The organism is Serratia sp. OS31 (genome assembly GCF_014164835.1).
Taxonomy (GTDB): domain Bacteria; phylum Pseudomonadota; class Gammaproteobacteria; order Enterobacterales; family Enterobacteriaceae; genus Serratia; species Serratia liquefaciens_A.
The window spans coordinates 1-23736 of sequence record NZ_JACJFQ010000007.1 but is presented as its reverse complement, the minus strand read 5'-3'; the positions used below and the strand labels follow the sequence as shown (position 1 = coordinate 23736).

Genomic DNA, 23736 nt, shown 5'->3' with positions numbered 1-23736 from the left:
ATGGACGTTACACAAGAGCTTAACTGGGGCTGGCGAAAGCGCCTGCCGCTGATACGCCAAACGGAGTCCGCAGAATGCGGCGTGGCGTGCCTGGCGATGATTGCCGGTTGGTATGGGCATCGCATAGATCTGCCTACGCTGCGTGCGCAGTGTAAAGTTTCGCAGCTCGGCATGACCTTCTCGCAGCTGATTGCCTGCGCCGAACGGCTGCACCTGAGCGGCAGAGCGGTGCAGTTGGAGCTTGAAGAACTGCACCTGTTGTCGCTGCCCTGCATTTTGTACTGGGACATGAATCATTTTACCGTGCTCAAGCGGGTGCGAGGGCAAACTCTGGAGTTGCATGATCCTGCTCGCGGCCTGGTGAAAATGAGTCTGCAGGAGGCCAATCGTCACTTTACCGGCGTGGCGATGGAACTGACGCCAACCCATCAGTTTGTGGTCGAAGATCGGCGAAAAAAGATCCGCCTGAGGGAGCTGATCGGCAAAACCCAGGGGCTGAAGGCGGCATTGGCCCGGATCTTCTGTTTCGCGCTGGCGCTGGAAGTGTTTGCGCTGCTCGGCCCATTAATCAACCAACTGGTGATTGATGAGGTGCTGGTGGCGTTGGACGCCAGCTTATTGACGTTGATCGTCATTGCCATGCTGCTGATGGCCGCCACCCAGACGCTGCTGGAGCTGGCCCGCCAGTGGGCGACGCTCACCATGGCGGTCAACTTCAATATGCAGTGGACGGCGAATGTTTTTCACCACCTGTTGCGGCTGCCTATCAACTGGTTTGAATCGCGCAACATGGGCGACATCAGCGCGAAATTTGATGCTGTCGACACCATTCAGGACACCCTGACCACCACGCTGCTCGAAGCCTTTTTGGATGTGCTTTTGGTCCTTGGTACCTTGAGCATGATGTTTTTCTACAGCGTGAAGTTGACCCTGGTCGCCTTGGCCGCCGCGATGGTGTATGGGCTGCTGCGCCTGTTCTGGTTCAGTACGTTGCGTAAAGCGGCGGATGATACCTGGGTTGCCGGCACCCAGGAATCCAGCCATTTTCTCGAAAGCCTGCGCGGCGTGCTGAGCCTGCGGGTCAACGGAGCGCTCACGCCGCGGGAGACGGTTTGGCGTAACCTCAATGTCGCGCGGCGCAATGCCCAACTGCGCGAAAGCAAGCTGATGATGGTTTACGGCATTATGCAAACCGTCATTGGCAGCCTGGTAGGGGCGGCGGTACTGTGGCTGGGGGCCGGGGCGGTGTTGGCCGGGCAGTTTTCAGTCGGCATGCTGGTGGCCTACATGTCTTTTCAGGGGCGGTTTTCCGCCAGTATCAGCGGCCTGATCGACAAGGCCGTTGCCTACAAAATGCTGGATGTTTACAACCAACGGCTGGCGGATATCGTACTGACGGCGCGTGAAGACGCAGCGGCGCAGGCGGAGGGCAACTCAACGCTGTTATTGTCCGCCAGCGCCTGGCCCCGAGATCGGCCCGCGCTGAGTTTGGAACAGGTCAGTTTTCACTATGCCGGCACCGAATCTGAAATCCTGTCGCAGGTCTCGCTGGACATTATGCCCGGTGAGGTCGTGGCGCTGGTGGGGGCGTCCGGCAGCGGTAAAACCACGCTGGCCAAACTGGTGTTAGGGCTGTATTCGCCCACGGCCGGCGTGATACGTACGCTGGGCATTGAGCATCGTCAGGGGGATTATTCGCAGGTACGTCAGCATATCGGCGTAGTCTTGCAGGAAGATCAGCTGTTTCGCGGCTCTATCGCCGAGAACCTGACATTTTTTACGCCAGGGGTTGATCAGGAAAAGCTCGTTGAATGCGCGCGGCTGGCGCAGTTGGAGCAGGATATCGCCAACCTGCCGATGGGCTACCAGACGTTAATCGGTGAAATGGGAGGCACCCTGTCAGCCGGGCAAAAACAGCGCTTGCTGTTGGCGCGGGCGCTTTATAAAAAACCACGGCTGTTGATCCTGGATGAGGCTACCAGCCATTTGGACGTGAATAATGAAATGTTGATTAGCCATACCCTGCGCCAGCTTGGCCTGCCGATTTTGCTGATTGCCCATCGCCCGGAAACCATTGCCTCGGCGGATCGGGTGGTCGAACTGGCAGCGGGGCGCCTTCACCGGCGCAAAGGGTGAATTGCCCCTCTTCGACTCGAAAAGGGGGGCGGATCAGGCCAGCGGCCCGCCCAGAATCGTTTCTTTCATGCCTGAAAGAATGCGTTCACCGGTTTCGGTTTTCAGCTCTTCGTACCAACTGCGGGTGACTTCCATCTCTTTACCGTGCGTAACATCGCAGCGTTTGCGCGCCTTCAGCACCAAATCCTTCACCCGATAGCTGCGTTTTTCCTGATAGCGCAGCAGCGCATCCTCAATGCCCAGCGAATTGGTCTGCAAGGCAATCGCCAACACCACCGCGTCTTCCATTGCTGCGCAACCGCCCTGGCCGATGTCCGGTGTGGTGCTGTGTCCGGCATCGCCCAGTAAGGCTACGCGGCCCCGCACCAATTGTTCGAAAGGTTCGATATCGTGGATCTCAATGCGATTGACGCTGTCGGCATCGATGGCGGCAATCAGTTTTTGCACCGGGTCGGCCCAGCCGGCAAAGTAACGTTGCAGATCGGCTCGCGCGGTGCTGCGATCTTCCGCCAGTCCGGTCGGCAAGGGAACGTCGAAGAAAAAGTAGAAGCGGTTACCGGAGACCGGCATCAGCGACACGCGCTTACCTTCACCGACAAAGGTGGTCCATTGGTCGGCCGGCGCGATGGACTCATCAATGGTGACCAGCCCGTTCCAGTTGACGTATCCGGCATAGCGCCGATCCACCCCATGGCCCAGCACATAGGGCCGAATAGCGGAATGGGTGCCGTCGGCGGCGATCAGAAAATCTCCGCTGGCCTGGCTGCCGTCTTCAAACCAGGCGGTGACGCTCTGCGGGGTTTCTTCAATACCGCTGACGCGTTTACCGAAGCGCACCAGGTTGCGGCCGTAGCTGTCCAGCAACATGGCCTGCAGCTCGGCACGTGCCACCGGGTAAGGGCGTTCGCCGACGCTGGTGATTAACGGATCCAGACTAAAACGCGTCAGCGTTTGTCCGTGCAGGTATTCCTGATAGGCCATGAAATGCATCGGTCCCCCGAGCGCCCGCAGTTGTTCTTTCATCCCCAGATAGTTGAGGCATTTGACGCCGTTAGGCCAGATGGAGATTGCCGCGCCAACCGGTTTGATCTCCTTGACCGCTTCAAAGACTTCGGTATCGATCCCGCAACGCTGCAATGCGATGGCGGTACACAGCCCGCCAATACCACCACCGATGATGATTGCTTTCATGTTTTTCTCCTCCATAGCCACGATGGGGAGAAGCAATTTCCGTACCAGTCCGCCGATCTGCTGCCGCCAATGCGGTCGTAGCACCATCAGGCGCGTTTCTGATGCAATTTGGTGCAATCCATGGGCCATGACGGAGCAGGGTTCCGAGGACTATTGAGATCTCGCAGAGCACGAATCAGCAACGGAAAACGGCGACTGAATGTTAAACAGACAGAATAATAGACTACGCTAACTATTAGCCCGTCGCGTCAGTGCAGGCAGACGGCGCAGATAAAAAGAACGATATCGCCGCATTGATTAAGGTTGATCGGCATTTTGGAGCGATGAGCAATGAAACTACCCCAAGTCCCGCTTACCCGGCGGCGGTTTATCGTCGGCGCCAGTGCACTGGTGATCGGCGCCTATCTGCCGTCCACTGGCGCACTGGCTCGTACAACGACGACCAAGGCGCCAGAAAACACCGCTTATGAAGCCAATGCTTTCGTGCAGATCGATGAAAATGGCATTGTCACCGTCCTCAGTAAACACACCGAAGTGGGCCAGGGGGTTTATACCGGTATGGCAACGCTGGTTGCCGAAGAGCTGGATGCCGATTGGTCGCAGGTGCGGGTGGTTGCCGCACCGGTAGATACCAACGTTTATAAGAATCTGGCATTCGGTTTTCAGGGCACCGGCGGCTCCAGCTCGGTGGCCAACGCCTACGAGCAGATGCGCCGGATGGGCGCGATGGCGCGCGCCATGCTGGTTCAGGCCGCCGCCCAAAGCTGGAAAACCTCAGCGGAAGAAATTACCGTGCAGGCGGGCAAGATCCGCCATGCAGCCAGTGGTCGCGAAGCGGGGTTTGGTGAGTTTGCCGCGTTGGCCAGCCAACTGCCGCCACCCGATCCTGCCAGCCTGACCCTGAAAGATCCGAGCCATTTCACCCTGATCGGTAAGGTCAGTGGCTTGCACCGCGTAGACTCGTTGGCGAAGACCAACGGCTCGGCGCAGTTCACTCAGGATATTCATGAGCCGGACATGCTGACCGTCACCATCAAAAAACCGCCGCGTTTTGGCGGCAAGGTGGCTTCGTTCGACGCCAGCCGGGCGCTGAAGGTGCCGGGCGTGGTGGATGTGAAACAGACCGACACCGGCGTGGCGGTATATGCCAAAAATACCTGGGCGGCGATCCAGGGCCGTGAAAAATTACAGGTGGAGTGGGACGACTCGCAGGCAGAGCGGCGCGACACCGAGCAGATATTTGCCGAATTCCGCCAGGTGGCGCAAAAGCCCGGCGTAGTGGCGAAAAGCCTGGGCAAGCCGGACGAGATTTTCGATAAGGCAGATAAGGTGATCGAAGCGGAATACACCTTCCCTTATGTGGCCCATGCGCCGATGGAGCCACTGGATGGCTATCTGTTTTGGGATGGCGAGAGCGTCAAGGTGCGCTATGGCTGCCAAATCCAAACCCTCGACCATAAACAGCTGTGCGATCTGTTCCAACTGCCGCCGGAAAAAGTGCAAATCGACACCATTTTGGCCGGCGGCAGCTTTGGCCGCCGCATCGATCTGGGCAACCCGAAACTCGGGCCCGACCTGGCAGCGGATATGGCCGCCGCGGCCAAAGCCATTGGTCCCGGTCACGGGGTAAAGGTGGTATGGACGCGTGAAGATGATATTCGCAACGGCTGGTATCGGCCGATGATCCTTCACCGGCTACGCGGGGCGATCCGCGACGGTAAAGTCGTGGGCTGGAGCGATACCGTCGTCGGTCACTCCTGGACGCTTAACAGCGCGATGACGGCGCTGGTGGTTAACGGTCTCGATCAGATGATGGTCGAAGGTGCCAGCGAAGTGCCGTACACCTTCGAAAACTTCCTCTGCGACGCGCACATCGTCGCGGGTAAAGTGCCTACCACCTCATTAAGATCGGTCGCCAGTACCCATACCGGTCACGCCGTGGAAAGTTTTATCGATCAACTGCTGCAGGAGACCGGGCAGGATCCGGTCGAGGGGCGTCTGGCATTGATGGGAGATGCGCCGCGTGAGGCCGGCGTGTTGCGGGCGGTGGCCAAAGCCGCCAACTGGCAGGGCGCTAAGGTGATTGATGGGCGAGCACGCGGTGTAGGTGTCGCCAAGGCGTTTAATACTCGGGTGGCACAGATTGCCGAGGTGTCTATCGGCGAAGGCGGCATTCCGCGCGTGCACAAGGTGTGGTGCGCAGTGGATTGTGGTGTGGCGGTCAATCCGGATGTGATCCGCGCGCAGATTGAGGGCGGCATAGGGTATGGCCTGAGTATGGCGCTGTACGGCAACATAACGCTGAAAGACGGGGTGGTTGAGCAGTCCAACTTCAATAATTTCCGCCCGCTGCGCATCGACGAAATGCCGGAGATAGAGGTGATTATCGTGCCTTCAACCGAAGCGCCAACCGGCGTTGGCGAGTTGGGGGTGCCGACCATCGCCCCGGCAGTCGGCAATGCACTGGCACTGCTGGGCAGACCCCGCAGCTCACTTAGCCTGCCTTTACACCGTCCCAACCGTGACGCCAGCGTCTGAGCAAGGAGAACAGCATGATAACTTTAACCGTAAACGACCAACCGCTGACGTTTGATGGCGATCCTCATATGCCGCTGCTGTGGTTCTTGCGTGATGAGGCCGGATTGACCGGCACCAAATTCGGCTGCGGCATAGCGATGTGCGGTGCCTGTACCGTCCACCTGGATGGGGTGCCGGTGCGTTCTTGCATGACGCCGGTCTCCGCCGCCGAAGGCAAAAAAATCACCACCATTGAAGCGATCGGCGAAACGCCGGCGGGCAAAGCGGTGCAGGCGGCCTGGGTTAATCTGGACGTGGTGCAATGTGGCTACTGCCAGTCCGGTCAGATCATGAGTGCCAGTGCACTGCTGGCCCAGAGTAAAAATCCGAGCGATGCGGATATCGATGCGGCAATGAGCGGCAACGTTTGTCGTTGCGCCACCTATGTGCGCATTCGCGCTGCCATCCACCAGGCCGCCAAGGCGTTGGATTAAGGGAGAAACTCATGAGCAACGCCCTGAGATGGCTATTATGGTTGATCGTGGCAATCGTGGTGCTGGCCGGTGGTTATGCGATCTATACGCTGCTGCGACCGGTCGGCCCGGAGCCTGCGGCGCCGATCGCCGGTGCCCCTGCTGGGATCAGCGATAAATTGGCGCGTGGCGAATATCTGGCGCGGGCTGCCGACTGCGTGGCCTGCCACACTGCGCCCGGCGGTAAACCTTTCGCCGGCGGTTTTGCCTTTAAACTGCCTTTCGGCACCATTTACGGCACCAATATTACCGCCGATCCCGACACCGGCATCGGTAATTGGAGTGACGAACAGTTTGTGCGTGCGGTGCGTGAAGGCGTTGGGCCGCAGGGTAATCTTTACCCGGCAATGCCGTACACCTCATACACGGCCATGAGTCGTGACGACGTGTTGGCGATCAAAGAGTATCTGTTCAGCCTGCCGCCGGTGAAGCAGGCCAATCCGGAAAATGGGCTGTCGTTCCCGTTTAACCAGCGCTGGGGCATGAAGTTTTGGAACCTGGCGTTCTTCAACGAAAAACGCTTCGAGCCGAACCTGAATCAGGATGAGCAATGGAACCGAGGCGCATATCTGGCTACCGCACTGGGACACTGCAGCGAATGTCATACGCCGCGCAATTTGGGCTTTGGCATTAATCAGAGTAAAAACCTCAGCGGTGAGCTGATCCAGGGGTGGTTTGCGGCCAACATTACTCCCGACCCGCAGACCGGCATCGGTGCCTGGAGCGAACAGCAACTGTCGCAGTATCTGGCGACCGGCCATGCGGAAGGGCGCAGCAGTGCCGCCGGTCCGATGGCAGAGGCGGTGGAAAACAGCTTGCAGTACCTGACGCCAGAGGATAATCAGGCGCTGGTGAAATACCTGCGCAATATCGAGCCTATCGCTACGGACAGTGCCAGCGCGGTCAATCTGCAGCCGAAAGGGGCAACCTCGTCCAGTGCGATATTGCCGGGCGGGCAGGAAGACTCGTTGGGACGGCGACTGTTCGCCGGAGACTGCAGTGGTTGCCACCAGTGGAACGGGACAGGGCGCCAAAGCAAATATGCTTCATTGGTCGGCAGCACGGCGGTTAACGATCCGCAGGGCCGTAGCGTAGTGCAGGCGATCCTCAAGGGTACGCGCATCAGCATCGGTGAACAGCATGAATTCATGCCGGAATTCGGTGCTCAATACTCGGACGAGGAAGTGGCGGCTGTGGCGAACTATGTTGTCGGCCAATTTGGCGAAAAACAGGGCAAGGTAACGGCCAAACAGGTCGCGGAGCAGCGTAAACAATAACGGGTGGCGAGGGGGGATCCCCCCTCGCTACTTTCACGTTCTGCGCCGGGACATCACCAGTTTGTCTTTGGGGCGATCCAGCCAATCGGCAACCTCGTTATTGAAGTTATCCGCCAACAGATAGGCCGGGGTTTTCGCCAACCAGTCAGACAGCGAAATGTCCTGATAGATGCCATTATCCAACACGATTAATACCTTAAGATCGTCATCTCCCCTATTTTCGATATAGTGACCAAAACCCTGTGGAACATAGCCAACGTCGGTAGGAGAATATTCTTCGGTCTGTACATGGCCGTGCGAACTGAACACCGTCATGCGCCCCTTGCCGGAAATATAGTATTGCCACTCATTGGCATTGGGGTGCCAGTGTAATTCCCGCACCGCCCCAGGCTTAACGATTTCTATAATTCCGGTCATGGTAGTGGAAATAGGGAATTCTTTTGAAGAGACCAAGTGCACGCTGCCGGCATCATTTTCGAAGAAAGGTTTTTGCTTCATTAATTCATAGCGATGAGCCAAAGGTGCGTTATTTAAACCGCCGTCGTGGGCTGGTAAGGGCAGCGCGGGCGGAATGGCACCGCCGACAATATAAGCCTCACCTTGTTTTGCCTTGGAAAATACCGCCGCCGGCATATTCACGCTTTTTTCCAACACTTCTTTGGGCATATGGGCTACCCAGTCGGTAATGCTGAAGGTGCCGAACTCGGAAAAGTGACCATTATCAAAGGTTAGGACAAAATGCGCGCCCTCCGCCAGTGCCTGAATCGAGTGGCCGTAACCCTTGGGGAAATACCAGACGTCGCCGGGGCCGAAATCTGCCACCTCACATTTTCCTTCAGGATCAATGATGGTGATGCGGGCGTGCCCCTCCAGCATAAATGCCCATTCCGCAGCGATGGCGTGCCAGTGCAGTTCGCGTACGCCACCGGGCTCCAGCGCCATATCCACCCCGGCAACGCCTTCGGAAATCGGAAACTGTTCGACGGTGGCTTCTCTGGCCCAGCCGTTGGGCAAGCTGCGTTTTTTACTGTGGCTAAAGATGTATTTATAAAGACTTTGCGCATCTGCAGCGGGTTGAAAGCTGCTGGGGGGAACAATATTTCGGTGTTCGTCGGCGCTGGCAGATTTAATCATAGCGCCCATAACGCCGGCCGCTGCCGCGCTGACCGCGGAAACTTTCAATATATCACGACGCGATAACATAGGACTTCCTCCAAATAAATATGACCCACAGCGCGAACGGCCGATTGGGTTTATTTTTTTGTTTTATTGGGTGCAGGTGTTTTATTGCTGAAGTACAAGTGTTCGGCAACGGTTAAAGCATAGTGGGTTAAAAGTAGGAAGCTGCGAATAATATATTAATTTATGTTACTAATTGAGTGTGGCTGTAATTATTAAATCTTATCTTAAATAGTCATCCACCGGTATCAAATGAATGCCATCAATTATTAAATAAAGGGTAAACGAAGCCGGTTTAGTTAAAGTGGATAAAGTGTTTCAGGTGTTATTTTATGCGGTTGAGTAAATAGGTATCAGCAAAAAAAGCCTCTCAAGGCTCTGCGGGCAACGTTGAAGCGCGATTTCGATAAAGGGTGATGTTAATCACAAAGCGCAACCAAGACGGTTGCCGAAAAATGGTAACTATGGCGATACTTTTGCCGCGATCTTAGCGATCGCCAGACATTTTTATTACGGCGTGTTACTGCTCAGGCAGGCAAGACCAAAATAGGAATGCACCTCTCCTTGTGATGAGGCGCATTTTGATTTTGGTCTTTTTTTTTGCTTTTTTACCGGGGATATTCGATGGATTACAAACAGTTGGGTCTGGATATTTTGGTGCAGGTCGGGGGCAAGAGCAACGTCAGCAAACTGACGCACTGTGCCACCCGTTTGCGCATGGAGTTTAACGATGACAGCAAGGTACAAGCGAAAGCGATCGAGGCCTTGCCTGGGGTGATCAGCGTGGTGGAGCGTGGTGGTCAGTTTCAGATCGTGGTCGGCAACAACGTGCAGCAAACCTTCCGTGCGATGCAAAAAGAAATTGGCGATCTCAGTGGCCGTCAGAGCGAGAAAAACTCCCCTGCTCGGGGAGGGATGATTTCACAGATTATCAGCGTTATTTCAACCACTTTCACGCCGGTGATCCCCGCTATCACCGGTGCGGGGATGATTAAGGCGCTGCTGGCGATCCTGAAACTGACCGGGGTGATAGATGCCGCCAGTCCGACCTACCATCTGCTGGACACCATTGCCGATGCGGCCTTTTTCTTCCTGCCGGTGCTGCTGGCCTACGGCGCGGCAATTAAATTCGAATGTAACCCGATTCTGGCAATGACCATTGCCGGCGCCTTGTTGCACCCCAATTTGGCGCAAATGCTGGCGGCGGGCACGGTGATTGATTTCGTCGGGATACCGGTGCGCCTGGCGGATTACGCCGGCTCGGTGTTACCGATCATTTTCACCGTCTGGTTAATGTCCTACATCGAGCGTTTTGCCGAGAAAGTGTCGCCGACGATGATCAAGTTCTTCACCAAGCCTATGATTATCCTGTTGGTGACCGCCCCGTTGGCGTTGGTGGTGGTGGGGCCGTTCGGCATCTTCCTCAACGATCTGGTGGCTGCCGGTGCTGCTATCGTCGACGGTAAAGCCAGTTGGCTGATCCCTATGCTGATGGGCGGCCTCCAGCCGTTCCTGGTGATCACTGGTACGGCCTGGGCTATGACGCCGATCGCTACCGGTCAGTTGAGTAAAAACGGTTTCGAAATGATTAACGGCCCAGGCATGTTGGCTTCCAACATTGCACAGGGCGCTGCGACGCTGTGCGTGGCTTTTCGCACCAAAAACAAAAATCTGCGCCAGCTGGCGTCCTCTGCGGGTTTCACCGCGCTGCTGGGCATCACTGAGCCTTCGTTGTACGGCGTGACGCTCAAACTGCGTAAACCGCTGATTGCAGCTATGATCGGCGGCGGCTGTGCCGGTATTTACGCCGGGCTGAGTGGGTTGGTGCGCTATGCCTTCGTTTCTCCCGGATTAGCGGCGCTGCCGGCGTTTATCGGCGAAAACCCAATGAACATTGTCCATGCGCTGATCACCTGCGCCATTGCCATTGTGGTGACTTTTGCACTGACCTGGATGCTGGGGTTCGACGATCCGGTTGAAGAAACGGGATCCGGGGTTTCGGAGGCCGTCGGTGGCGGCGAACAGCAAATTTTCAGTCCGCTCAAGGGTCAACTGGTGGCATTGGAACAGGTTAACGACGACGTGTTCTCACAGGGGCTCTTGGGCCAGGGTATCGCGATACGGCCTCAGGAAGGGGTTTTGCGTGCACCGTTGGCGGGGGAAGTCGTGACTTTCCTGCCTTCCATGCATGCGGTCGGTATCAAGGGGGACAACGGCGTCGAACTGCTGGTGCATATTGGCATCGATACCGTCAATCTGGCGGGGCAATATTTCACTTCGGATCTTAAAATTGGCGATCGCGTCCAGGTGGGAGAAGAACTGGTGCGCTTTGATCTGGCGGCTATCATCGGGCTGGGTTACGACATCACCACGCCGGTGCTGGTGGTTAACAGCGAAGCTTTTCCTCAGCTGAATTGCCGCCAACCGGGGGCCGTAGATTTTGGGCAGCCCATCATCACCCTTAATAATGCGCAGCAGGAGCAGGCATGATTTACCAACAACTGAACGATTTCCCCGCAGATTTTCTGTGGGGGGCTTCCACCTCTGCCTATCAGGTGGAGGGGGCCTGGAACGAAGACGGCAAAAGTCCATCGATTGTCGATATGCTTGATCACCCGGCAGAAACCGCTGACTTTAAGGTCGCCAGCGATCACTATCATCGCTTCCGGGAAGATGTGCAGCTGTTTGCCGAACTGGGGTTAAAGGCCTACCGTTTCTCGATTGCCTGGACGCGAGTACTGCCGCAGGGAACCGGCGAGGTCAATGCCGCAGGGCTGGATTTTTACCGCCAGTTGATTGATGAACTGCTGAGCCATGGTATAGAACCTGTCGTAACGCTCTATCACTTTGATCTGCCTTATGTGCTTGAGCAACAGGGCGGTTGGTCGAACCGCGCCACCATCGATGCCTTTGTCGATTATGCCGAAGTGTTGTTTGATGCTTTTGGTGACCGGGTAAAATATTGGCTGACCATCAACGAGCAGAACACCATGATCCTGCATCCGGGCGCCATTGGCACGCCGAAGGGCGGTGAGCTGCCGTCCAGGCGAGTGCTGTATCAGCAAAGCCACCATATGTTGGTGGCTCAGGCCCGGGTGATGGCGTTGTGTCATCAGCGCTGCCCGGCCGGGAAGATCGGCCCGGCGATTAATACCACCTCGATGTATCAGGAAACCTGCAATCCGCTGGATGCCATTGCCGCCCATAACTGGGAAACGCTGCGCTGCTGGAGCTTCCTCGACGTGGCCGTGCAGGGTCGTTATAACCCGCTGGCCTGGCGTTACCTGCTGGATCGTCAGTTGGCGCCACGGACGGAACCCGGTGACGCGACGCTGTTGCTGCAGGGCAAACCGGACTTCGTGGCGATAAATTATTACTCGACCGCCACCATTGCCGCCAGCCGAGGCGATGCGTCGGACATCAGTGCACGGGCTGGCGATCAGCAAATCATGCTGGGGGAACCGGGAGTCTACCGCGCGGCGGAGAACCCGTTTGTCGGCAAAACCCGCTACGGCTGGGTGATCGATCCGGTCGGATTACGGCTGACGCTGCGCAAAACCGCGGAACGTTACCATTTACCGATATTAATTACTGAAAACGGCATTGGCGCCCCGGACCAGCTGCAGGCCGATGATACAATCAACGACGATTACCGCATCGAGTTTATGCGTCAGCACGTCGAACAGATGCAGTTGGCCATCAATGATGGCGTCGAACTGATGGGGTATTGCCCCTGGGCGGCAATAGACGTGGTCAGCACCCATCAGGGCTATGCCAAGCGCTACGGGTTTATCTATGTAAACCGGGGTGAGCAGGATCTGAAGGATCTGCGGCGGATCAAAAAGCGCAGTTTTGACTGGTACCAACGGCTGATTGTCTCCAATGGCCGGCAACGATAATAAAAACAGAGGGTGTGGCCGCGACGATGAAAGTCATTAAGGTACTCAATAATAGCCTGGTGCTATCGGCGGATGACGATAACCATGAAGCTATCGTGATGGGCAAGGGTATTGGCTTTAACAGCAAAGTGGGTGACGTTCTCGACCCGGCCGCGATAGAGAAAGTGTATGTGGTGCAGAACAGTCAAAAGGGTCGCGATTACCTGCGGCTGATCGAAACCACGCCGGAAGAGCACATCGAGATTGTGCAGATGATCCTGGCGGAGGCCAACCGGCAACTTAACGGGCGGATTAACGAGCAGATTTTCTTTACGCTGGCAGACCATATCAGTTTCGCCATTGAGCGCTATCACAAGGGGATCGCGATCCAGAACCGCCTGCTGTTCGAGGTGAAGCGTTTTTACCCGCAGGAGTTCGCGGTGGCGGCCCAGGCACTGGCACACATTAACCGGCGGCTGAACATTACGCTGCCGGAAGAGGAAGCGGGCAACATTGCTTTTCATCTGGTTAATGGTCAAACCGACGTGCAGAACATGGAACATACGCTGCTGTCGGTGAAGATGCTGAAAGACATTTTCAATATCATCAAATATCACTTTCGCATCAATATCGACACCGACTCTCTCAACTACTCGCGTTTTTTAGTGCATATGCAGTTTTTCATACAGCGAATGATCGAGGGGCAGCAAATGGCGTCGAAAGACGACTTTATTTTTGCGCAGGTGACCAAGGAGTATCCGCATGCCTATCGCGGCGCGCTGCTGATCCGCGACTACGTGAAGAATCTGCTGCAGATGGAGATGTCGAACGATGAACTGCTGTATCTGGTGATCCATCTGACGCGTATCGCCGACCGGTCTGATTAGCCGGGCGACTGCTCGCTGACGGCTTCGGCCACCAGATCGCGAAAGCGTTGGATGATGGCCGAAGTCCGGTTGCTGCGCAGCGCCAGATAAAGCGGCGCGCTGAGCTGAGCCTGTTCGGCAATGGTTCGGTAAACGATGCCGTCGCCGCCTAATCTTCGCATCGAAGCCGGTACGATCGACAAGCCCAACCCGGCGGCCACCAGACTTAGCGTGGCGGGCAGGCGCGGGGCTTCCTGAATAACGCGAGGGCTGAACCCGGCGCGGTGGCAGGCAGCCAGAATGGCGTCATACAAACCCTGACCCGCCGGCCGGCGGTAGAGAATAAAAGCTTCTTGAATCAGCGCCGTCAGCGGCAGCGGTTGATCGTCATGGGTGGCCAGCGGGTGACCGATGGGCAGGGCGATCAGCATCGGCTCGCGCAGCACCGGCTCAATTGTCAAACCAGGAATACCGCCAACCGGCGAACGGACAAAGGCCACGTCGAGCCGCTCATCCACCAGGGCATCCAACAGTTCGCCGCTGCCGGCCTCTTCCAACTGAGTGGTAATGCCAGGCAGGATCTCACGGTAGCGACGCAGCAGATTGGGCACGAAGGGATGCAATGCGGCCGAGCTGGTAAAACCGATGGCGATATGACCTTGTTCGCCCCGTGCGGCGCGGTGTACCGCTTCGGTCAGATGTTCTGCCCGCGTCAGTAGCGCCCGCGCTTCATTGAACAACACGCTGCCGGCCTCGGTAACGCGTACGCCGCGGGGCAGACGTTGCAGCAGTTTTACCCCCAATTCCTCTTCCAGCCCCTGTAACAGGCGGGTCAACGGCGGTTGTTGAATAAACAGTCGTTCGGCGGCGCGGGTGATATTGCCTTCCTCTACCACAGTAACGAAAGCCCGCAGGCGGCGAAGTTCGATCATTGACATACCCTGTAGGTATCCTTGTTGCTTCCGAAATGCATTAGACATCATGGCATGGCGACGCGCATCATACCAGCCATCAAAATAAGCGATGTGGAACGAACAATGTCCGAATCTGATGCGGTAAAAAATCACCCGCTGGCAACACCGCCGGGTAACGGCGAGTTGTTTTTGGGCTTTCTGATGCTGGGGTTGATTGGCTTTGGCGGGGTGTTGCCCCTGGCGCGAAATATGCTGGTAGAAGATCGTCGTTGGCTCAGTGGCCAGCAGTTTACCGAGCTGCTGGGGCTGTGCCAGTTTCTGCCGGGCGGCAACGTGATCAACCTTTCGGTCGCGGTTGGCATGGAGTTTCGTGGCCTGCGGGGCGCCTTTTGCGCACTGCTGGGGCTGATCAGCGCACCGACGGCTATCGTGGTCGGTTTGGGGATGGTTTATGCCCGCTTCCAAAATGACGCCCACGTGCAACACGTGTTTGCCGGGCTGGCGGCGGCGGCGGCCGGTTTGCTGCTGTCTACCGGGGTGAAAATGCTGTTGCCACTGCGCGGTAAATGGCTGGCGCTGGGCATTGTGGCGCTGTGTCTGATCGCCATCGCCTGGCTGCGCTTGCCCTTGCTGCCGACCATGCTGACATTGGCGCCGCTGAGCATCTTGCTGATGTGGTGGAGGGATCCCTCATGATGGCCATATTGATCTCGCTGGCGATCATATTCACCGAGCTGTCACTGCTGGCGTTTGGCGGCGGCATGACCATTCTGCCGGAAATGCAGCGTCAGGTGGTGGAGGTTCACCAATGGATGAGTGCGCAGGAGTTCAGCGCGCTGTTCGCCATGGCGCAGGCCGCGCCGGGGCCGAACATGATGATTGTGCCGCTGGTAGGGTGGCACGTGGCCGGTTGGGCCGGGCTGTTGGTGTCTTCCGTCGCCAAGTTCGGCCCGTCGTCGATGGTTACCCTGTTGGTGATGGGCGTCTGGCGACGCTTCAAGGATAAGCCATGGCGGCGTAGGGTGCAGAGCGGTTTGGTGCCGGTGACCGTCGGCCTGGTGGCGGCCAGTGGCGTGCTGATTGCCGAAGCTTCCGCACCGAATTGGCCGTTGGCGATGATTATCCTGCTGGCAACGGTGCTGAGTATGAGCAAACGCATTCACCCATTATGGGTGTTGGCGGGCGGGGCGATACTGGGGCTGTTGGTGGCGTAATCGATATTGGCGGCAGGGGTTGCTGCCGCCAGAGTGAGTTACTGGCGCGGCGTCAGAGAAAAGCGGGGCTTGCCGTTATGGTTCATCACTTCATAGCGTTTGGGGGCCGTCAGCGCCAGAAACGCTACCATGCTGCCATCGGCATTGGTCAGCGTCATGCCGTCCGGCGTCGGGCGCCAGGCCACCGGCAGTTCGGTGAGCGACAAGGGTTGCAGACACTGCTCTGAAGCGGTGAAACGGTAGGCATTAGTCCCCTCAATCAGTTCATCGCTTAATTCAACGTGGCAGGCTGGGGCTTTGCCTTCGGCATCGTTCAACTGCCAGTGCCCCTTCAGCGCAGAGGGGGCCAGCAGGGGCAGTGAACTGGCAAAGGTAGTGCTGCTTAACATAAGGCTCATAACAACTCCTGTCAGGGCAACGCGCCTGAGTGCGCGCAAAGAGAGAAATCTCGACATCGGCCACTCCTTACTGAAATCCGTTAATACCATAGCACGATCCTTGTTGCTGGGTGATCCAAGGATAAGTGATTTTAATACTCGTTTATTCTGAATCAATGAATAACCCGCAGTATAAATGACGAGCAATTAAAGCCAGTAGTCTTCTTTTTATTGTGGTCTATATTTTTCAATCAATTGTTTTTAATTGTTTTAATGATTTTATTTGACTTGGAATGCCTGCTTATTATTGCACTCTTGTATGGTTGCGCCGTCAGACTAATTCCCTATGCTGGGTTGCGGAACTGGAATGTTCCCATTAGTTATTTTGATTGAATGCCTCACCAATTGAGTAAATTCCTATTGTGTAAAGGAGAATGCGATGAACCGCAATCACAATGAAATTTTGCAAGATGACGAAGCGTTTACCGGCCTGGCGGCCACATCCCCTCATGATCCCAACTATCAATTCTACTATCACCAAACCGGCAGCATCTACAATGGGCTGGGCTATGGCGCTTATCTGACGTTGGATAATGCCAATCTCTACAGCAACCAGCGAGGCACCGGCCCGCTTACCACCTGGGGCAAGACCCGTGAAAACTACAGCTCCGAGCGCGCAGCCGATCAGCTGACTCGCAGTGGGTATACGCACAACGGCGACAACGTTTTCCATCAGCCGGCAGATCTGACCTTTTCCTTTCTGACGCAGGATGTGTTGGATGTTATCGGCAGAACAGGGACGGAGAACAACGCCAATAAAGGGTTGGAGCCGCTGACTGAGGCGGCTAAAAGCCAGGCGTTAAAATCGATGCAGGCCTGGGCGGATGTGGCGAATGTCACCTTTACCGAAGCGCAGTCCACGGATCTGAGCCACCGGGCGGATATCACCTTCGCTTATTACACCCAGAAAGCCGATGGTAGCGCAGCGGATGACAATGCCTTTGGCTATTATCCGGCGAATTCTGATTCCACGAATGGAAACATTTACGCCAGTACGGTCTGGTTCAACAAGGGATTCCAGACTCATCAAGCGCCGGTGCCGGGGGATTTCAGCAGCCAGACCTTCACCCATGAAATTGGCCATGCGTTGGGGTTGCTGCACCCTGGCGATTATGACGCTTCCGACGACAGGGATCCCACTTATATCGATGACGCCGTGTATTATCAGGATTCGGTACAATACTCGATAATGAGCTACTTCAACGGCAATAACACCGGCTCCGATACCAAAGGGGTCAACGGTTATGGCCCGATGATCGACGACATCGCCGCGATGCAGAAACTGTACGGTGCCAATATGGAGACGCGCACCGGGGATTCGGTTTACGGCTTTAATTCCAATACCGGGCGCGACTTCTTGACCGCAACGGCAGATAACGGCAAGCCGGTGAACTTTGCGGTGTGGGACGCGGGCGGTAATGACACGCTGGATTTTTCCGGCTACAGCCAGCAGCAGCTGATTAATCTTAATGACGGCGCATTTTCCAGCGTGGGCGGTGGCACGCAGAACGTGGCGATCGCCAATAATGCGGTGATCGAGAACGCCATTGGCGGCAGCGGTCGCGACGTGATCATCGGCAACGAACAGGCCAACCTGCTGGCCGGCAATGCCGGTTCGGACATGTTGTATGGCGGGTTGGGGGCGGACCACCTGTGGGGCGGCAAAGACGCCAATAACTTCGCCGACTATTTCGTTTACCTCAATGCCAATGAGTCCACCACTACGGCATTCGATGTGATCGAGGATTTCGAGCACGGGATCGACAAGATCGACCTCTCGGGGCTGCGTTTCAACAACAGCCTGAGTGAACTGCGATTGATCGACAGTGCCGACAGTTTCAGCGGCCAGAAAGGCGAGTTTAAACTTAACTTCGATACCTTTAACGGTACGACGGATTTACTGCTGAATACCCATAACGACAGCTATGCGGCGGACTTCAAAATCCACGTTGTCGGCCAGGTGGAACAAAGCGACATTCTGTTTGCCTGAGTGCCACGCTTGATAAGGGCCTTACGGCCCTTTTACTAAAGCGCCATCCCCGGCCTTTAAGGGTTCAGAGCCTTGATCAGCGCCTGATTGAACCGTTCGGGCTCCTCCATTTGTGGCGCATGACCCAGGCCAGGGAATTCGATCAGGGTGGCGTGCGGGATCATTTTCTCCACCTGTTTGCCCAGCAGATTATAGTGACCGAGCCTGGCCTTGACCGCAGGTGGAGCGATGTCGCTGCCGATGGCGGTGGTGTCGGCGGTGCCGATCATCAAAGTGGTCGGCGTTTGCAGATCCTTAAACTCGTAGTACACCGGCTGGGTAAAAATCATGTCGTAAATCAGCGCCGAATTCCAGGCCACCAGGCGATGACCAGGCCCGTTGTTCAACCCGGCCAGCATATCGACCCAGCGATCATATTCCGGCTTCCAGTGGCCAGCATAATAGGTCTGCAGTTCGTATTGTCGAATACCGGCAGCAGAGGTTTTCAATTCACGCTCGAACCACTGATCGACGCTGCGCCACGGCACGCCTTTGGCTTTCCAGTCTTCCAGCCCAATCGGATTGACCATCACCAGCCGCTCCACCGCCTGCGGGTACATCAGGCTATAGCGGGTTGCCAGCATGCCGCCGGTAGAATGGCCGACGATCACCGCTTTACCGATTTTCAGGTTATTTAACAGCGCGTGGGTATTGCTCGCCAATTGCTGAAAGCTGTATTGGTAGTGCTGCGGTTTGGTGGAGCTGCAAAAGCCGATTTGATCGGGCGCGATCACCCGATAACCCGCCTTGCTCAGTGCCTTGATGGTCTCCTGCCAGGTGGCCGCGCAGAAGTTTTTGCCGTGCATCAGCACCGCAGTACGGCCGTTGGCGTCTCCCTCTGGCGGAACATCCATATAGCCCATACTTAACTGCTGCCCCTGCGAGGGGAAGCTGAATTGTTGCAGTGGGTAAGGATAGTGAAAGCCCTGCAGTTCCTGACCGTATTTTGGCGTTTCGGCAGCCACGCTGGCAGAAAAGGCGGCCAGAGCAGCGGCTAGCGCCACTCGACGGGTCAATCTCAGCATCCTGATGTCCTTATGAAAATCGGCAAGAGTCTGAGTATAGCCGTAAAGGTCATGCCTCCCCGATGAAAAGGAGGCATGAAACGCTAGGCACTGCGCAACTGTTGTTGGCGTTCAAGCTGTTGGTTGAAGTGCGCGGGGGCCCAATCCGCCTGCAGCGCCTGCATCAGCAACTGTTGCTGGGTTTGCGGAGCCAGTCCGGCCAGCGGCGGATCGCTGTCCAGATTGGTGGGGAAAGAGTAGCCGTCTGCCGCCGCCGCGACGGTCGCCGCCAACTCCGCACCCAGCAGCTCTCCTGCTTGATAGCGCCGCAGTAACGCCGGATAGATCTGCTGCAGCAGATTCAAGCGGTTCACGGTTTCCATCGGCTTGCCGAATGCCGATGAGACCTGCAACAGATTGGCGATGCGCACATGGTCGCGGGTGACATTGTTGCCCGCAGCATGGAACAGCGCCGGGTTAAAGAACAGTGCGTCTCCCAGCTCCAGCGGCAGCTGTACGGCATGTTGCTGGAAATAGTCGATAAAATCCGGACGTCGCCAGGCCAGGTAGCCGCCAGGATACTGTTGCGAGAACGGCAGTAATTGAGTTGGGCCGGACTCCAGCGGCATCGCAGAATGCGCTACAGCACCTTGCAACGTCAGATACTGCGATAGCAGTTGCAACGGCAACGGAAAACGTTGTACGTCCTGATTTTCCTGAAAGCCCAGATGGTAGTCACGGTGCGGTTGCTGCGCCTTTCCCCCAGGACGCACTACGTTGACCTGCGCCGTCATTTGATACCAGGGGCCGAGCCAGGCTTCGCTGACCAACGCCAGTACAGGGTTGGCGTAGTAGTCAATAAAGGCGTCGGGATCGTGCTGGGCGGCCTTTTGCAGCGAATTCCAGATGCGGCCGTTATTGCCGGCGGTAGAAAAGTGATCGCCCGCGTTCCCTCTGGCGGCTTCTTCCTGGAAAATGGCCTCGAAAACCCGGTTATGGCGCTCTATGATGCTCTTGTCGGGATAGGTGTTTTTAATCACCAGCACGCCGGGGCCGGTGGAAAGTGCCCGGTGCAGCTCACTCAATACCGAGGTTTTATCGGTTTGCGCACGCTCAATCAGCGTGTCAGCGTGATAAATCAGCACGTTTTTTTGCGCGTCGGCCGCCAGTGGATATTCACTCAATGTGAGCGACTGCTCACATGTGTGGCCAAAGTCATCAACCGAAAGCCGGTCAGGCTGTAAAAAAAGAGTTTCAGTCATGATGTGCTCCCTAGTTCAGGCTCAGTGGGTGGTCCGGTTTGGGTGAACCGCCGTCGCCGCAGCCAATCACCCCCTGATCGAAGTCGACAACCGCGCCGGTCATCATTCCCGACTCCTCAGACAGTAAGAACGCCACCGCACGCGCCACTTCCCGTGGTTTCAATAAACGCCCAAACGGCTGTTTCCGTTCCGCCTGTGCTAACCAATTCTCATCGGCGTCGTGATACTGGCGCTGAATTTCATGCTCATGTGGCGTGTCCATCCAACCGATATTCAGGCCGTTTACCCGGATGCGGTTGCGCATGGCGCTAAAGGCGACGTTTTTGGTCAGGGTGATCAGTGCGCCTTTTGAGGCGGCATAAGGAGCGAGAAACGACTGACCGCCGTGCGCGGTAATGGTAATGATGTTAACGATGGAGCCAGCGACCTGATGCTTGATCATCACTTTGATGGCTTCCTGCATCAGGAAGAAGGGCGCGCGAATATTGACGGCGAAAATCGCGTCAAACAGCTCTGGCGTGGTATCGATTATGGTACCGCGGTCGGACATGCCGGCGCAGTTAACCAACCCATGCAGGGTACCGAAAGCGTTTTCCGCTTCGGCAATGACGTCGTGGCAGGCTGCCGGGTCGGCAATGTCAGCGGTGACGAATCGGGCATCGCAGCCGGTAGCGCGCAACTTCTCTGCCTGGGCGGCACCCGCTTTCTGATTGCGGCCGCAAAGCATCAGCCCGGCGGCCCCGCGCTCGGCCAGCAGTTGTGCCACCGCAGCGCCCAGCCCCTGGGTTGCCCCCGTCACCACGTAATAGTTTCCGGAAAACATTGTGTTTACATTCTCATGCATTGCGTCAGCCTCAGATAATTTTTGATATTAAAAATCAATCGGTTGTTTTTATCTTCATCTTGCTATTGCTAACCCTAGCATCTACATTTTGTTAACAAAACCTCACTGAAACCTCAAAAAGACCTCAATTTGGCGGCGGTATGAAATTCTCTATCAAACAAATTGCTGCGCAGGCGGGTGTCAGCAAGGCAACGGTCGATCGCGCGCTGCATCAGCGCGGCAAGGTGCATCAACAAACGCTGCGGCGCATTGAACAGGCGCTGCAGGATTTGGAGAATCAGCAGCGCAGCGGGCTTGCCAGCGGCCGTACGCTGCCGATCGACGTGGTGATGCACACGCCGCAGCGTTTCAGTCAGTTGGTTACAGATGCACTGTGTAGCCAGTTAAGTACCTTCGTGCCGTTTCGCATTACGCTGCGCTTTCATATTTTTGAACAGATCGGCACCGCTGAACTGCAGCAGGTGCTGGAGCGTTGCCGTAGTCAGGGCTCCTATGGGGTGATCCTGAAGGTGAGCGATGAGCAATTGCTCAATGACAGCGTCGGTTTGTTACAGCAGCAGGGCATACCGGTGGTGACCATAGTGACCGATCTGCCGCAAAGTCGGCGCATCAGCTATATCGGCATGGATAACCGAGCGGCGGGCCGTACGGCAGCTTATCTGATGGCTCGCTGGTTGCCGCCGCAGCCACAGCGGGTGGCCGTGGTGATCAGCAGCCAGGGTTTTCGCGGCGAAGAAGAAAGAGAGGGGGGATTCCGTCAATGGCTGCGGGAAAGGGCACCGCACCTTAGCGTGGTGGACATTAGCGGTGGTCTGGGGGTCCATGCACCGACGCTGGCGCGGGTAACGGAAACGTTGCGCAGCCATCCGGATATTCACGCGGTGTACAGCGTTGGAGGGGGGAATTCTGCGATTGTCGAAGCGTTCAACCGGCAACAGCGGCCGCTGGCGGCATTTATCGGCCACGATTTGGATCAGGAAAATCGGCAACTGTTGGCGCAAGAGCGGATTGATGCGGTGATCGACCACGATTTACAACGTGATGCGCGCAACGCTTTCCAGGCTATTTTGCAATACCACGGGTTTGTTCCCGGCAATATCGTCACGCACGCCTTTTCAAGGATAAGCGTGGTGACGCCGTTTAATCTCGGGAGGGTCGAAGACCCTTTCGCCGGCGCTTAATGCAGGGATTGTAGCCACCGGCGAACCGGTGGCAAGGGCGTGCGTAACAAGGTAATTACACCCAACCTTTGGCGCGAAATTCATGCAGCGTTTTAGCGACAAACGTCATTTCCTGCGGGGTGCCCAGCGAGATGCGACACCAGGCATCAGCCGGTGGGAAAGCGCGACCAATCAATATGCCGGCTTCCTTCATATGCTGCTGATACCCTTTTAGCGGCACGCTGAGCTGGTGAAACACGAAGTTTCCCTCTGAGGGGAGATAGGGAATGTTCAGTGCCTTCAGCGCATCCAGCAGGATTTGGCGTGACGTATCGTTGCTTTTTTTGCTATAGGCAATAAATGCCCGATCGTCCAGCGAGGCCAGGGCGGCATCGACGCCGCAGAAATTGATTTTCTCGCCGGCAACGTGGTTCGTCAGGCGGGCGATAATCGCCGGTTGCGCGACTGCATAACCAACGCGCATGCCAGCCATGGCGAAAATTTTCGAAAAGGTTTTCAGCAGGATAATGTTATCCGCGCCTTGCTTAAACAACGGGCCGACCGAACGAAAGCGTGGATCGTTGACGAATTCGGCATAGGCCTCGTCGACAATAAACAGGGTATTTGGCGGTTTGGTGGCGATCCAGGGTTCGATCAAATCTGCCGGAGTGATAGTGGCGGTGGGGTTATTCGGGTTGACCAGATACACCAGCGAGGGGCCATCGTAGTTTGCTACCGCTTGTTTTAGCCCGTTGATGTCGAACTGCCATCCGTCGAGCATCGGCACTTTGGTGATTTTCATGCCGGCAATTTTGGCGAAATGCTCGCCGTCACCATAGGTCAGTTCAGGGATCACCAGTTGGGTATCGAGCGTGGCGTAAGCCTCTACCGCCGCGCGTATCCCTTCGGAGGAACCGGCAGTCAGGAGAATGGCCGTATCCGGCACCTGATATTGACTGGCCAATTTGTTGCGCAAGGCGATAATTTCATCTTTGGCATAACGGTTGGCTTTCACTACAGCATCCCGCGCGGCGGCCTGTGCTTTGGGCGACATGCCAAGAGGGTTTTCGTTAAAGTTGATGCGGATTGGATGATCTGCCGTGGGCGTGACGAAAGGCGCTTCTCCAGGTGCCACCTCCGCCAATGCGCTGCGGTTCAGTCCCACCAGCGCAATACCGCCGGCCAGGGCCCCAGAGAGCTTCAGTAACTGCCTACGTTTCACGTTTAAGGTATCGCTTTCTTGCATGTGTTTGTTCTCCTTGTTGATTAAGCTGCGCAGAGAACAAGGCAGAAAA

The 23736-nt window shown here is 56.4% G+C and carries 19 protein-coding genes; 11 read left to right on the top strand and 8 right to left on the bottom strand.

Features of this window, described 5'->3' with window-relative positions:
* Complete coding sequence (locus H5P17_RS08250) at positions 1 to 2136, top strand: peptidase domain-containing ABC transporter (protein ID WP_182822278.1); 2136 nt, start codon at positions 1 to 3, stop codon at positions 2134 to 2136.
* Positions 2137 to 2169: 33 nt separating this feature from the next.
* On the opposite strand, the gene hpxO is transcribed toward H5P17_RS08250, so the two are convergent.
* Positions 2170 to 3327: an FAD-dependent urate hydroxylase HpxO gene (gene hpxO / locus H5P17_RS08245; protein ID WP_182822276.1), complete on the bottom strand. Its 1158-nt coding sequence runs from the start codon at positions 3325 to 3327 to the stop codon at positions 2170 to 2172.
* A gap of 330 nt (positions 3328 to 3657) precedes the next feature.
* Here hpxO and H5P17_RS08240 point away from each other — a divergent pair, with 330 nt between their 5' ends.
* The 3 genes from H5P17_RS08240 to H5P17_RS08230 are packed head-to-tail and all read left to right on the top strand — an operon-like array spanning position 3658 to position 7654.
* A complete protein-coding gene (locus H5P17_RS08240; protein WP_182822274.1) occupies positions 3658 to 5865 on the top strand; it encodes a xanthine dehydrogenase family protein molybdopterin-binding subunit in 2208 nt (735 codons plus the stop codon).
* A gap of 14 nt (positions 5866 to 5879) precedes the next feature.
* Complete coding sequence (locus H5P17_RS08235) at positions 5880 to 6338, top strand: (2Fe-2S)-binding protein (protein ID WP_020826797.1); 459 nt, start codon at positions 5880 to 5882, stop codon at positions 6336 to 6338.
* An 11-nt stretch (positions 6339 to 6349) separates the two neighbouring features.
* On the top strand, positions 6350 to 7654 hold the full coding sequence (locus H5P17_RS08230; protein WP_182822272.1) for a cytochrome c: 1305 nt from the start codon (positions 6350 to 6352) through the stop codon (positions 7652 to 7654).
* A 33-nt stretch (positions 7655 to 7687) separates the two neighbouring features.
* Here H5P17_RS08230 and H5P17_RS08225 read toward each other — a convergent pair whose 3' ends face one another.
* The gene (locus H5P17_RS08225; protein ID WP_182822271.1) at positions 7688 to 8857 is read right to left on the bottom strand and encodes a cupin domain-containing protein; all 1170 of its coding nucleotides are present in this window, start codon (positions 8855 to 8857) and stop codon (positions 7688 to 7690) included.
* Positions 8858 to 9457: 600 nt separating this feature from the next.
* Between H5P17_RS08225 and H5P17_RS08220 the strand changes: the two genes are divergently transcribed.
* The 3 genes from H5P17_RS08220 to licT are packed head-to-tail and all read left to right on the top strand — an operon-like array spanning position 9458 to position 13598.
* Positions 9458 to 11323: a beta-glucoside-specific PTS transporter subunit IIABC gene (locus H5P17_RS08220; protein WP_182822269.1), complete on the top strand. Its 1866-nt coding sequence runs from the start codon at positions 9458 to 9460 to the stop codon at positions 11321 to 11323.
* Positions 11320 to 12732: a glycoside hydrolase family 1 protein gene (locus tag H5P17_RS08215; RefSeq protein WP_182822267.1), complete on the top strand. Its 1413-nt coding sequence runs from the start codon at positions 11320 to 11322 to the stop codon at positions 12730 to 12732. Before H5P17_RS08220 ends, H5P17_RS08215 begins: the two co-directional genes overlap by 4 nt.
* 26 nt (positions 12733 to 12758) lie before the next feature.
* Positions 12759 to 13598, top strand: coding sequence for a BglG family transcription antiterminator LicT (gene licT, locus H5P17_RS08210; protein ID WP_182822265.1), 840 nt, complete (start codon positions 12759 to 12761; stop codon positions 13596 to 13598).
* Here licT and H5P17_RS08205 read toward each other — a convergent pair.
* The gene (locus tag H5P17_RS08205; protein ID WP_182822263.1) at positions 13595 to 14515 is read right to left on the bottom strand and encodes a LysR family transcriptional regulator; all 921 of its coding nucleotides are present in this window, start codon (positions 14513 to 14515) and stop codon (positions 13595 to 13597) included. The two genes, licT and H5P17_RS08205, sit on opposite strands and share 4 nt — an antisense overlap.
* Positions 14516 to 14614: 99 nt before the next feature.
* On the opposite strand from H5P17_RS08205, the gene H5P17_RS08200 reads away from it, so the two are divergent.
* Entirely contained in the window at positions 14615 to 15187 is a 573-nt protein-coding gene (locus tag H5P17_RS08200; protein WP_182822261.1) for a chromate transporter, read from the top strand.
* Positions 15184 to 15705: a chromate transporter gene (locus tag H5P17_RS08195; RefSeq protein ID WP_182822259.1), complete on the top strand. Its 522-nt coding sequence runs from the start codon at positions 15184 to 15186 to the stop codon at positions 15703 to 15705. Before H5P17_RS08200 ends, H5P17_RS08195 begins: the two co-directional genes overlap by 4 nt.
* 38 nt (positions 15706 to 15743) lie before the next feature.
* Here H5P17_RS08195 and H5P17_RS08190 read toward each other — a convergent pair whose 3' ends face one another.
* Positions 15744 to 16103 carry an AprI/Inh family metalloprotease inhibitor gene (locus H5P17_RS08190; protein WP_044550933.1) on the bottom strand — a complete coding sequence of 120 codons (360 nt, stop codon included), beginning with the start codon at positions 16101 to 16103 and terminating at the stop codon, positions 15744 to 15746.
* Between the two features lie 418 nt (positions 16104 to 16521).
* Between H5P17_RS08190 and H5P17_RS08185 the strand changes: the two genes are divergently transcribed.
* Positions 16522 to 18132, top strand: a complete 1611-nt coding sequence (locus H5P17_RS08185; RefSeq protein WP_182822257.1) for a serralysin family metalloprotease — start codon at positions 16522 to 16524, stop codon at positions 18130 to 18132.
* A gap of 56 nt (positions 18133 to 18188) precedes the next feature.
* Here H5P17_RS08185 and H5P17_RS08180 read toward each other — a convergent pair whose 3' ends face one another.
* From H5P17_RS08180 to H5P17_RS08170, 3 genes are all read right to left on the bottom strand, one after another.
* Positions 18189 to 19196: an alpha/beta fold hydrolase gene (locus tag H5P17_RS08180; RefSeq protein ID WP_182822255.1), complete on the bottom strand. Its 1008-nt coding sequence runs from the start codon at positions 19194 to 19196 to the stop codon at positions 18189 to 18191.
* Between the two features lie 83 nt (positions 19197 to 19279).
* The gene (locus H5P17_RS08175; RefSeq protein WP_182822253.1) at positions 19280 to 20437 is read right to left on the bottom strand and encodes a phytanoyl-CoA dioxygenase family protein; all 1158 of its coding nucleotides are present in this window, start codon (positions 20435 to 20437) and stop codon (positions 19280 to 19282) included.
* A gap of 10 nt (positions 20438 to 20447) precedes the next feature.
* The gene (locus tag H5P17_RS08170) at positions 20448 to 21260 is read right to left on the bottom strand and encodes an SDR family oxidoreductase (protein ID WP_255477874.1); all 813 of its coding nucleotides are present in this window, start codon (positions 21258 to 21260) and stop codon (positions 20448 to 20450) included.
* 161 nt (positions 21261 to 21421) lie between these two features.
* On the opposite strand from H5P17_RS08170, the gene H5P17_RS08165 reads away from it, so the two are divergent.
* Positions 21422 to 22462, top strand: coding sequence for a LacI family DNA-binding transcriptional regulator (locus tag H5P17_RS08165; protein ID WP_182822249.1), 1041 nt, complete (start codon positions 21422 to 21424; stop codon positions 22460 to 22462).
* A 55-nt stretch (positions 22463 to 22517) separates the two neighbouring features.
* Here H5P17_RS08165 and H5P17_RS08160 read toward each other — a convergent pair whose 3' ends face one another.
* Positions 22518 to 23687, bottom strand: coding sequence for a histidinol-phosphate transaminase (locus H5P17_RS08160; RefSeq protein WP_182822247.1), 1170 nt, complete (start codon positions 23685 to 23687; stop codon positions 22518 to 22520).
* Positions 23688 to 23736 lie beyond the last annotated feature (49 nt).